This is a genomic window from Pantoea sp. XAF26B01_ASV70 (genome assembly GCF_054512635.1).
The window spans coordinates 929,623-941,219 of sequence record NZ_CM137251.1; the positions used below are offsets into that span (position 1 = coordinate 929,623).

The following is an 11,597-nucleotide window of genomic DNA, read 5'->3' on the forward strand; positions in this document are numbered from 1 at the left end:
AACGAAAAGTAAACGGCGATTATACGCATTCATTTCGCCGATCTCCCACAAAATTGCGACACATCAACGCGGGTGGCGACGTTCAGAGGAGAAAATGACGCGCCAGCAGGGGCCCGGTGAAGCTTTTCTTCAGGTAGAAACCGCGCGGCAGCGTCATGATTGGCTGGCCCTGATCGCCGATTCCTTCTGTCAGCGCTTTGCTATTGGCGGCTTTGGGCCGTATTTGCAGCCAGGCACCATGTCGCGCGGTAATCTGCTCTACGCGACCCAGCACAATCATATCCATCAGCTCTTCCCAGTCCTGCCGCAGCATCTCATCTTCTTCTGCATCGGGGCTCCATAACAGCGGCGCGCCGACACGGCGTTCCCGCAGCGGAATCTCACGCCCGCCTTCAACCGGGATCCACAATACCCGCGCCAGCTTGTGGCGCACATGGCTGGTGAGCCAGGTCACGCCGCTGTTGCCGGTCAGAGGTGCCACGCATACAAAGGTGGTTTCCAGCGGTTTACCCTGCGCATCAATCGGGATGGTTTTCAGTTCGATACCCAGATGGGCAAAGTCCTGCTCCGCTTTGCTGCCTGCGCTGGCACCAAGATGCCACTCAAGCAGCATGCCGACCCAGCCCTTATCACGTTTGAGATCCGCAGGCATGGGCAGACCGGCGCGCGCGGCCAGGGTTTCCAGGGTTAAACCGGCTAAATCCTGCGCGCGTGCCAGCAGGCTGGCTTCATCTTCAGGTGGTCCTGGCTGGTAACTCATGGTGAATACTCGCATTGGTTAAAAATTGTACAACAGCAGGTGAGTCACGTTTCTCACATAAATAATCCGCGTCAGGGATCGATAATAACATGATAGATCGTGCTTTTTTTAGCGGATTGCACGCTCGCCGCCCCAGGTGCTTCAGGGTTATCCCAGCTTACCCGCAACAATGAACAGGATCTCCAGCCCGGTTATCCACAGAAAAATGGGATAACCACCGTCTGAGTGCGGTACTGGTTCCATTTACAGCCTTGACTTTTCACGATCTGGCCATAATTTCGCCGCTCTGGCCTAACCCTGAGCGATTATCTGTGGATAAAAAGCAGTGTGCTTATATTTTAAGCAATTGTCAGTTACCATGAAAATATTCACTGTTTATAAAAGATTTACCGGTAAGGTTTTCGATTTAATTTCATTAAAAATCATAATGATGTGTTGCTGGCTCATTTTGGCTCTTCAGCGCGCACGGAAAAGGTTATTCAGATAACTCCCGCGTTCTGCACAAAGCTATCCACAGAAAAGGTGAATAAGATCGATCTTTTTCTCGGTCATTGTTTATAACTTTGCCATTTTCTGTGAGTTATCCCGGCGATGATGGCTTAACCCCCCATGAATCCAGTGGTTTACCGCCTGTAAGGAGTGTGAAACAATCAGCTCATTCAAATTTTGCTTTGAGGTAGTCCGGTGATCGATGATGATGGCTACCGCCCGAATGTTGGTATCGTAATCTGTAACCGGCAGGGACAAGTGTTATGGGCCAGGCGCTTTGGACAGCACTCCTGGCAATTTCCTCAGGGAGGCATCAATCCCGGTGAAACCGCAGAACAGGCGATGTATCGCGAACTGTTCGAAGAAGTCGGATTACACCGGAAAGATGTTCGAATACTTGCTTCTACCCGTAACTGGTTACGTTACAAGTTGCCAAAACGTTTGGTGCGTTGGGACACAAAGCCGGTATGTATCGGCCAGAAACAAAAGTGGTTTCTTCTGCAGTTAATGTGTAATGACGCGGATATCAATGTGCAGCACAGCAGCACGCCCGAGTTCGATGGCTGGCGCTGGGTCAGTTTCTGGTATCCGGTGCGTCAGGTTGTCTCCTTTAAGCGCGACGTTTATCGTCGGGTGATGAAGGAATTCGCTGGCGTGGTGATGTCTATGCAGGAGAGTGCGGGGCAGCGAAATAATCCTGCCCATCGACGTAAGAGAGGATAGGCCACGCCCTTTATGCTCACTCAGTTGCGCGAAATTGTAGAAAAAGTGGCGAGTGCGCCGCGTCTCAATGAAGCACTCGACATCCTGGTTAATGAGATCTGTCTGGCGATGGATACGGAAGTCTGTTCCGTTTACCTCGCCGACCACGATCGTCACTGCTACTACCTGATGGCGACGCGCGGACTTAAAAAACCGCGTGGCCGCACCGTGACCCTGGCGTTTGACGAGGGGATCGTCGGTTTAGTAGGCCGTCTGGCCGAACCGATTAACCTTGCTGACGCCCAGAGTCATCCCAGCTTTAAATATATCCCCGCAGTGAAAGAGGAGCGCTACCGCTCCTTCCTCGGCGTGCCGATTATCAGCCGTCGCCAGTTACTGGGCGTGCTGGTGGTGCAGCAGCGCGAGCACCGTCAGTTTGATGAAAGCGAAGAGTCGTTTCTGGTCACCCTTGCCACCCAGATGGCGGCATTGTTGTCGCAGTCGCAGATGGCTCAACTATTTGGTCAGTTCCGGCAGACGCGGGTGCGCGCAATTGCAGCTGCGCCTGGCGTGGCGGTGGCACCGGGCTGGGTGGATGAGACGCAGCCACTGCTCGATCAGGTTTCGGCTGCCTCAACGCTGGATGTTCATCGCGAACGTGAGCGTCTGTCGCTCGCCATGAGCGAAGCCACCAGTGAATTTCGTCGCTTCAGTAAACGCTTCAGCGCCAGCGCTCAGAAAGAGAGTGCGGCCATTTTCGACCTTTACTCTCACCTGTTAACCGATGCCCGACTGAAAAAAGATCTGTTCGATGAGATCGAACGCGGCTCGGTCGCTGAATGGGCAGTGAAACAGGTCATCGAGAAGTTTGCTGAACAGTTTGCCAGCCTGACGGACACCTACCTGCGTGAACGCGCAGGCGATCTGCGGGTGCTGGGTCAGCGCCTGCTGTTTCACCTTGACGATACGCTGGTCGGCACCAATGCCTGGCCGGAACGCTTTGTGCTGGTGGCCGATGAGCTGACCGCCACCACCTTAGCTGAGCTGCCGCATGAGCGGCTGGCGGGCGTGGTGGTGCGTGACGGCGCAGCCAACTCCCATGCGGCGATTCTGACCCGCGCGATGGGGATCCCGACGGTCATGGGCGCTGATATCCAGCCCCATCAGCTCAACAAACGTTTGCTGATCGTCGATGGGTATCGCGGTGAGCTGTTGATCGATCCCGAGCCGGTGCTGGTGCAGGAGTACCAGCGTTTGATCAGCGAAGAGAATGCGCTGAGCAAAATGGCGGAAGGCGTGGTCGATCAGCCCGGTGAACTGAAAAGCGGCGAGCGCGTGCAGGTGATGCTGAATGCCGGCTTAAGCCCGGAGCATGAGCAGACGCTGGGCAACTGGGTGGATGGCATCGGTCTCTACCGCACCGAAATCCCGTTTATGCTGCAGAACGGCTTCCCGTCGGAAGAGGAGCAGGTGGCACAGTATCAGGGCATGTTACAGCTGTTTCACAACAAGCCTGTGACGCTGCGTACCCTGGATGTAGGAGCAGATAAACAGCTACCCTACATGCCTATCAGTGAAGAGAATCCCTGTCTGGGCTGGCGCGGCATCCGCCTGACGCTTGACCAGCCGGAAATTTTCCTGGTGCAGGTGCGCGCAATGCTGCGTGCTAACGCCGCATCCGGCAACCTCAGTATTCTGCTGCCGATGATCAGCCATATCGATGAGATCGACGAAGCGAAAAAGCTGATCGATCGCGCAGGACGCGAAGTCGAAGAGATGCTGGGCTATACGATCCCCGCGCCGCGCATCGGCATCATGATTGAAGTGCCGTCGATGCTGTTTATGATCCCGCATCTGGCATCACGGGTCGATTTTATCTCGGTTGGCACCAACGATCTGACCCAGTATCTGCTGGCGGTGGATCGCAACAACACCCGCGTGGCCAATCTCTACGACTCGCTGCATCCGGCGATGCTGCGCGCACTGAATACGATTGCGCAGGAAGCCCGTCTGGCCAATCTGGAATTGTGCCTGTGTGGTGAAATGGCCGGCGATCCAATGTGCGTGGCGCTGCTGGTCGGGCTGGGGTATCACCATCTCAGCATGAACGGCAAAAACGTACCACGGGTGAAATACCTGCTGCGCCATCTGGATCACGAAGAAGCACAGCAACTCAGCGAGCAGGGTATGAATGCTCATACCGCCACCGAGGTTCGTCATCTGGTCTCGACCTTTATGGAGCGTCGCGGGCTGGGTGGATTGATCCGCGGCGGTCGCTAAGCGCCACTTCAGGCTATTTTATTTGCCATTCTGGCCCTGGGCAGTGCTCACACAGGCTGCTTTAGCAACCTGAACGCCCGTCAGGGCGGCCCTGAAGGGGCGAGCACAGCGAGTAATCCTCACGTACTATGTGTACGCTCCGGTTGTTGCGCGCTGTACATGACCAGTCTGGCTGCAACAATGTACGCCTGACGAGTCAGACTCTGGGCGTTATCCGCGTTTACATTTGCGGGACAATTCACAAAACCGGCTGTGCTATGATGCGCAGCCTTAATTTATGTGCCTGACAACGCCCCTTTTCAGGGTTGAAAAATAGACGGTGAATGATGAATAACGGCTATATTGCATTTCCGCAGTTCGATCCGGTGATCTTCTCGATTGGACCGGTTTCGCTTCACTGGTACGGTCTGATGTATCTGGTGGGCTTTGTTTTCGCCATGTGGCTGGCTGTCCGCCGCGCCAATCAGCCGGGCAGCGGCTGGAAAAAAGAGGAAGTGGAGAACCTGCTTTATGCCGGTTTCCTGGGGGTCTTCCTGGGTGGACGCATCGGCTATGTGCTGTTCTACAACTTACCGCTGTTCCTGGAAAATCCACTCTATCTGTTTAAAGTCTGGGATGGCGGCATGTCGTTCCACGGTGGCCTCATCGGGGTGATTGTCGTCATGCTGGTCTTTGCCCGCCGCACCCGACGTAATTTCTTCCAGGTGGCTGATTTCATCGCGCCGCTGATCCCGTTCGGTCTGGGTGCCGGTCGTCTCGGCAACTTCATTAACGGTGAGCTCTGGGGCCGTGTCGATCCGGGCTTCCGCTATGCCATGCTGTTCCCTGGCTCCCGCAGCGAAGATGTCGCGCTGGCCGCCACCAATCCGCAATACCAGGCGCTGCTCAACACCTACGGCGTGCTGCCGCGTCATGCTTCGCAGCTCTACGAACTGGTGCTGGAAGGGATAGTGCTTTTCATCATCCTGAATCTGTTTATTCGTAAGCCACGCCCGATGGGCAGCGTCTCTGGCCTGTTCCTGATTGGCTATGGCGCCTTCCGTATTATCGTTGAGTTCTTCCGCCAGCCGGATGCCCAGCTTGGCCTGTTTGAAGGCGGAATCAGTATGGGACAGATTCTCTCTGTGCCGATGATTATTGCCGGTATTATTATGATGATCTGGGCGTATCGTCGTCGCCCGCAGCCACAATTTCGCGAGGAAAAATGAAACAGTATCTGGATTTAATGCAACATGTGCTGCACGAAGGCACGCCAAAAGCTGACCGTACCGGCACCGGTACGCTTTCAATTTTTGGTCACCAGATGCGTTTCAACCTGCAGGATGGTTTTCCGCTGGTCACCACCAAGAAATGTCATATCCGCTCAATTATTCATGAGCTGCTGTGGTTTCTGAAAGGTGATACCAACATCGGTTATCTCAAAGAAAACAACGTCTCCATCTGGGATGAGTGGGCGGATGAGAATGGCGATCTCGGCCCGGTGTATGGCAAACAGTGGCGCAGCTGGGGAACGGCCAGCGGCCAGGAGATTGACCAGCTAAGCCAGGTGATGGAGCAGCTGAAGCGCGATCCCGACTCACGCCGGATTATCGTTTCTGCCTGGAACGTCGGCGAGCTGAGCGAGATGGCGCTGGCTCCTTGCCACGCGTTCTTCCAGTTCTACGTGGCGGACGGCAAACTCTCCTGCCAGCTCTATCAGCGCTCGTGCGACATCTTCCTGGGCCTGCCGTTTAACATCGCCAGCTATGCGTTGCTGGTACATATGGTGGCGCAGCAGTGCGATCTGCAGGTGGGCGACTTTGTCTGGACCGGCGGTGATACCCACCTCTACAGTAACCATCTGGAGCAGGCGCGCCTGCAGCTGACCCGCGAACCGCGTCCGCTGCCATCACTTGTTATCAAACGCAAACCATCGTCGCTGTTTGACTATCAGTTCGAAGATTTTGAGATTGAAGGCTACGATCCGCATCCCGCGATCAAAGCCCCTGTCGCCATCTGATTCGCGATAAAAGATAACGCCCTGGCTTCATCGCCGGGGCTTTTTTTTGCCCGCCAACCGGTAAATCTACGGCAACGCTCGCACGCTTCTGCCAATTCATGCTGTTGGGGAAGATTCTCTGCGACGTGCTTTCCAGCCTGCCAAATCGCGCCTTGTTTCATCTGTTCATCACCCGCACTCTGACACCATGAAAACAGCATACTTACGCGGTTTTACCCTGCCGGAACTGCTGCTGGTGATGGTGATTGCCGGCATGCTGAGTCTTGCCGCGCTGCATGGCTGGCAGCGCTGGCAACAGCGGCTGCAACTGCGCGACAGCGCCCAGCAACTGCAGGGATTTCTGCTTCGGCTGCGTGCCCAGGCCAACCGGCAAAATAGCGACCTGATTTTATGGTCACGGCCTGGCGATCCCTGGTGCATCGGTGCCGGAAGCCGCCCCGTTGCAGGCTGTGATAGCCGAAAACGGCTGCAATTCGTAGCGCCGCACGCTGGCGTTGCGCTCTATGACATCCGGGGTGAACCGGGCTTCTATGGCCGACGTAATGTGGCCCGGGCGGGCAGCATTGAGCTGGGTAACAGCGCCGGACGAATGCGGCTGATTATCTCGGCAAGAGCCCGTATTCGCCTCTGCATGACGGATGAGGAGACGTGCCGTTGAAAATGGCCGGATTCAGCCTGCTGGAGATGCTGATCGCCTTAGCAATCAGCGCCGTCGTGATGTTAAGTGCTGGCCGTTTTCTGCCGCTGCTGCTGGCAGAGAACGCCGGCGTGATGCAACGGGCGCAGCTGCGTCAGGAGTTACAGCAGATGATGGCGACACTGGAAAAAGCGGTGCGGCGTGCCGGTTATTGTCACGGTGAGTGTGGCAGTGGGGCGCTGCAAATCAGAGAGAACTGCCTGCTGCTGCGCTGGGATGAGAACAGCAACGGTAAATGGGAAGGGGTGAGCCATGCAGAGAGTGACTATTACAGTTATCGCCTGCGACAACAGCAGCTTGAGATGCAGCGAGGTGTTGACCAGTGTCAGTCAGCGGGCTGGGAGCGGCTCTCCGACCCCGCGTTTATGACGCTGGAGCAGTTCAGCGTCAGCCAGCAGGGCACGCAGGTCAGATTAGTGCTGCAGGGACGGGCCGGACGCTGGCTTGAAACGATGGAGAGCTGGATTGAGGCAGAGAACCTGTGAAGCAGCGAGGCAGCAGCGCTCTGGGCATGGTGTTGATGATTATGGTCATTGGCAGCTTTACGCTGCATGCCAGCCGTAAGATGTCTGAGCAGGGAATGCGACTGCTGGCGGATGAGCAGCAGTTTATTCAGGATTTCTGGCGGGCGCAGTCTGCGCTGCAATGGGGCTTCTCCCTGAGCTGGTCAGCCAGTGAGGCGGCCAGCTGTCAGCAGGATGATCGCCAGGGCTGGCGCAGCTGTTTACAACGAGGTGAAAAGGATGAAGGTCTGCTTAAAGGGGAGGCCAGCGGCAGTGGCATGGCAGTCTGGCAGTGGGTGCGGTTACGGGGCAATCAGATTACCGCGTTGCCGCACGGCTGGATTGACTACTGCCCGCTTACGCCCCCGGCCACCTGCCAGTAAGCGCGGTGGATTCAGCCTGCCGGAAGTGTTGTTTGCTCTGCTGTTAATGGCATTAAGCAGCAGCACGCTGTTGCACTATCATCGCGCACTGGCACTGGGATTCAGCCAGCAGTGGTATCAGCGTGAGGCATGGCGGGTGGCTGAGCAGCAACTGATGGGACATGAGAGCCCCGGCTGGACCTCAATACTGCAACAGCAGAGCGGCCCTTCAGGTTGCACACTGGATCGGGCTGACGTGACGGGGCCTTATCAGCGCAGTGCCACCCTGACGCGGCTGCGATGTTAACTCTCCCCGGTTGCCCTTTTGATGGGTTTCAACCGCGATACGCGGTAAAGTGACAGAGCCGCAATACCGCAGTCACGTTCTGAGTTATCACAGGAGTTTTCATGTTTCACGTTTATCACTCAAATCAGCTTGATGTGCTGAAGATTCTGGCGGCTGCGGTGATTAAACATGACCCTCTTGATGATCCTTTCGCCTCAGAAATGGTGCTGGTGCAGAGTCCGGGTATGGCGCAGTGGCTGCAGATGGAGCTGGCGCAAACCTTTGGTATTGCTGCTAATATCGAATTTCCGCTGCCCGCCAGTTTTATCTGGGAGATGTTCGTCCGCGTACTGCCCGATATCCCGGTAGAAAGTGCTTTCAGTAAGGCCAGCATGGGCTGGAAGCTGATGCACCGGCTGCCGGAGATGCTGAAGCATGAAGAGTTTGCTTCTCTGCGCCACTATCTCCATGACGACGGCGACAAGCGTAAACTGTTTCAGCTCAGCTCCCGCGTGGCCGATCTGTTCGACCAGTATCTGGTCTATCGTGCCGACTGGCTCAACAGCTGGGAGCGCGGCGAAACCATTGAGGGGCTGGGCGAGGCGCAGCGCTGGCAGGCCGCACTGTGGCGCGATCTGGTGAGTTATACCCAGGCCCTGCGCCAGCCTGAATGGCACCGCGCCAACCTCTATGCGCGATTTATCCAGACGCTGGATCAGGCGAAAAGCACGCCGGAAAATCTGCCCAAACGGGTCTTTATCTGTGGCATCTCTGCGCTGCCGCCGGTCTATCTGCAGGCGTTGCAGGCGCTGGGACGTCACATCGACATCCATCTGCTGTTCACCAATCCCTGCCGCGATTACTGGGGCGATATTCAGGATTATGCGTTTCTGGCGAAACTGCAAAGTCGTCAGCGCCGCCGCCATGGTGCTGATGAATCACGCGGACTCTTCCGGGATGCAGAGCAGGCACCGGCGCTGTTTAACGACGCTGGTGAACAGCAACTGACCAACCCTTTGCTCGCCTCCTGGGGCAAGCTGGGGCGTGACAACCTGTTTCTGCTCAGTCAGATGGAGTCAAACGACGACATCGATGCTTTTGTCGATGTGGAGCCGGACAACCTGCTGCACTGTATGCAGCACGATCTTCTCAATCTGCAGGATAACGCCATCATCGGACTGAATGCGGCGGAACTGGCACACAGCGATCAGAAGCGCTGCCTTGATCCGGAGGATCGATCAATTGCGGTGCAGGTCTGCCACAGTGCCCAGCGCGAAGTTGAAGTGTTGCAGGATCATCTGCTGGCAATGATGGAGGCCGATCCGACGCTGAAAGCACGTGACATCATCGTCATGGTGGCGGATATCGACGCCTACGCCCCTTTTATTCAGGCGGTGTTCGCCAATGCACCTGCCGATCGCTATCTGCCGTTTGCGATTTCAGATCGCCGTGCCAGTCAGGCTCATCCGGCCATTGTGGCGTTTTTGCATCTGCTGGCACTGCCGGACAGCCGTTTTGTCTCGGAGGATGTGCTGGCGCTGCTCGATGTCCCAGCGCTCGCTTCCCACTTCGCCATTGATGAAAGCGGCCTGCGTTTACTGCGGCGCTGGGTCAGCGAATCGGGGGTACGCTGGGGGCTGGATGATGCCAGCGTAGAAGCCCTGTCACTACCGGTTACCGGCCAGCACACCTGGCGCTTTGGCCTGCAGCGTATGCTGTTGGGTTATGCGATGGAGAGCCATAACGGTGACTGGGAAGGGATTCTGCCTTATGACGAGTCGGGTGGTCTGGTGGGGGAGCTGGCGGGACATCTGGCTGAATTGCTCTCCCGGCTTAATCACTGGCGGCAGCTGCTTGCCGAACCCCGGCCACTGGCGGCCTGGCTGCCCATGTGCCGGGAACTGCTCAATGCCTTTTTCAGCCCCGATGCAGAAACCGAGGCCGCCTTGCTGCTGGTGGAAGAGCAGTGGCAGCAATTGATTGAATATGGCATGGATGCGCGGTTTGAAGAGGCGATTCCGGTGGCGCTGTTGCGCGATGATCTGCGTAGCCGGCTTGATCAACAGCGCATCAGTCAGCGTTTCCTGGCGGGGCAGATTAACTTCTGTACCCTGATGCCGATGCGCTCCATTCCTTTTCAGCTGGTCTGTTTGCTGGGCATGAACGACGGCGTCTATCCCCGTACTTTAGCACCGTTAGGTTTTGATCTGATGCAGCAGCAGTCCCGCAAAGGCGACCGCAGTCGCCGCGATGATGACCGCTATCTCTTCCTGGAGGCGATGATTTCGGCGCAGCAGCAGCTCTATATCAGTTATATCGGCCGGGCGATTCAGGATAATACGGAACGCTACCCCTCGGTGCTGGTCACAGAACTGCTGGATTACATTGGACAGAGTTTTTATCTGGACGGTGATGGCCATCTTGAGCTGGATGAGAGTGCCGAACGGGTGCGGATGCACCTGCAGCACCTGCACAGCCGGATGCCGTTTGCCGCCGAAAACTTCCAGCCTGCTGCCAGACTGCAAAGTTTCGCCCGTGAGTGGTTGCCTGCTGCGCGAGGCGCGGGGCAGCCGCAGCCCGATTTTGTGCAGCCGCTGGAGGCGCCGTTAATTGACGCGCTAACGCTGGAGGCGTTCCTGCGCTTCTGGCGACATCCGGTCCGGGCCTGGTTCCACCAGCGGCTTGGCGTGAGTTTCTGGCTGGAGGAGAACGAACTGCCTGACAGCGAGCCGTTTGCGCTCGACAACCTTGAGCGTTATCAGATTAACGCGCAGTTGCTGAATGCCCTGGTCGAAGGCGAGGATACTCAGCGGCTTTATGCGCACCATCGTGCGGCCGGTAATCTGCCTTATGGCGCGTTCGGTGAGCTGTTCTGGCAGGCGCAGCGCGATGAGATGCAGGAAGTAGCGGCAGAAGTGGTCACCCAGCGCAGCGACGGCGAGAGCTGGGAAGTGAATCTGCAACTGGAGCAGGTCAGCTTAACCGGGTGGCTGACGCAGGTTCAGAGTGATGGATTGCTGCGCTGGCGGCCTGGCGTACTCAACATGAACGACGGACTGCTACTCTGGCTGGAACATCTGGTCTACTGCGCGCTGGGCGGCACCGGCAGCAGCCGGATGTTTGGCCGGCAGCAGAGCCGCTGGTGCTTCCTTGCTTTGCCGCAGGCAGAGGCGATTGCTGCGCTGAATGAGTATGTCACGGGATATCTCGCGGGTATGCGTCAGCCGCTGATGCTGCTTAACAAAAGTGGCGGCGCGTGGCTGACCGCCAGCTACGACAAAAAAAGTCAGCAGTTACTGACTGATGAGGCAACCCAGCTTAAGGCGCGTAATCGCCTGCTGACGGCCTGGTCAGGCAACTATCAGGTTGAGGGTGAAGGCAGCGATCCCTATCTGCAACGTCTTTGCCGGGTGCTGGATGAGCCACAACTACAGCAGATAACTGAGGCGGCACAGCGCTGGTATTTACCGGTGCTGGCTGCACATCAGGATGATGAATAGCCGATCAGAAGGCGTTTTT

At 56.7% G+C, this 11,597-nt stretch carries 10 protein-coding genes; 9 read left to right on the forward strand and 1 reads right to left on the reverse strand.

What is annotated here, in order from left to right; genetic code table 11:
- Positions 1-82: 82 nt before the first annotated feature.
- Positions 83-760 (reverse strand): DNA mismatch repair endonuclease MutH, encoded by a 678-nt coding sequence (gene mutH / locus ACX8ZY_RS04560; protein ID WP_010248652.1) that lies wholly within the window; start codon positions 758-760, stop codon positions 83-85.
- Positions 761-1,444: 684 nt separating this feature from the next.
- On the opposite strand from mutH, the gene rppH reads away from it, so the two are divergent.
- From rppH to recC, 9 genes are all read left to right on the forward strand, one after another.
- On the forward strand, positions 1,445-1,972 hold the full coding sequence (gene rppH / locus ACX8ZY_RS04565) for an RNA pyrophosphohydrolase (protein ID WP_009087042.1): 528 nt from the start codon (positions 1,445-1,447) through the stop codon (positions 1,970-1,972).
- A 12-nt stretch (positions 1,973-1,984) separates the two neighbouring features.
- Entirely contained in the window at positions 1,985-4,231 is a 2,247-nt protein-coding gene (ptsP, locus tag ACX8ZY_RS04570) for a phosphoenolpyruvate--protein phosphotransferase (RefSeq protein WP_010671041.1), read from the forward strand.
- 326 nt (positions 4,232-4,557) lie between these two features.
- Complete coding sequence (lgt, locus tag ACX8ZY_RS04575) at positions 4,558-5,439, forward strand: prolipoprotein diacylglyceryl transferase (protein ID WP_010248645.1); 882 nt, start codon at positions 4,558-4,560, stop codon at positions 5,437-5,439.
- Complete coding sequence (gene thyA, locus ACX8ZY_RS04580; RefSeq protein WP_033769926.1) at positions 5,436-6,230, forward strand: thymidylate synthase; 795 nt, start codon at positions 5,436-5,438, stop codon at positions 6,228-6,230. The genes lgt and thyA overlap by 4 nt, the downstream gene beginning before the upstream one ends.
- A gap of 187 nt (positions 6,231-6,417) precedes the next feature.
- On the forward strand, positions 6,418-6,888 hold the full coding sequence (locus tag ACX8ZY_RS04585) for a prepilin-type N-terminal cleavage/methylation domain-containing protein (RefSeq protein WP_158149022.1): 471 nt from the start codon (positions 6,418-6,420) through the stop codon (positions 6,886-6,888).
- Positions 6,885-7,412 (forward strand): prepilin peptidase-dependent protein, encoded by a 528-nt coding sequence (locus tag ACX8ZY_RS04590; protein ID WP_192073220.1) that lies wholly within the window; start codon positions 6,885-6,887, stop codon positions 7,410-7,412. The genes ACX8ZY_RS04585 and ACX8ZY_RS04590 overlap by 4 nt, the downstream gene beginning before the upstream one ends.
- Positions 7,409-7,813: a DUF2509 family protein gene (locus ACX8ZY_RS04595; protein ID WP_033758709.1), complete on the forward strand. Its 405-nt coding sequence runs from the start codon at positions 7,409-7,411 to the stop codon at positions 7,811-7,813. Before ACX8ZY_RS04590 ends, ACX8ZY_RS04595 begins: the two co-directional genes overlap by 4 nt.
- On the forward strand, positions 7,773-8,099 hold the full coding sequence (locus tag ACX8ZY_RS04600) for a prepilin-type N-terminal cleavage/methylation domain-containing protein (RefSeq protein WP_244641243.1): 327 nt from the start codon (positions 7,773-7,775) through the stop codon (positions 8,097-8,099). Before ACX8ZY_RS04595 ends, ACX8ZY_RS04600 begins: the two co-directional genes overlap by 41 nt.
- Before the next feature lie 101 nt (positions 8,100-8,200).
- Positions 8,201-11,578, forward strand: coding sequence for an exodeoxyribonuclease V subunit gamma (recC, locus tag ACX8ZY_RS04605; RefSeq protein ID WP_158149023.1), 3,378 nt, complete (start codon positions 8,201-8,203; stop codon positions 11,576-11,578).
- Positions 11,579-11,597: the final 19 nt, after the last annotated feature.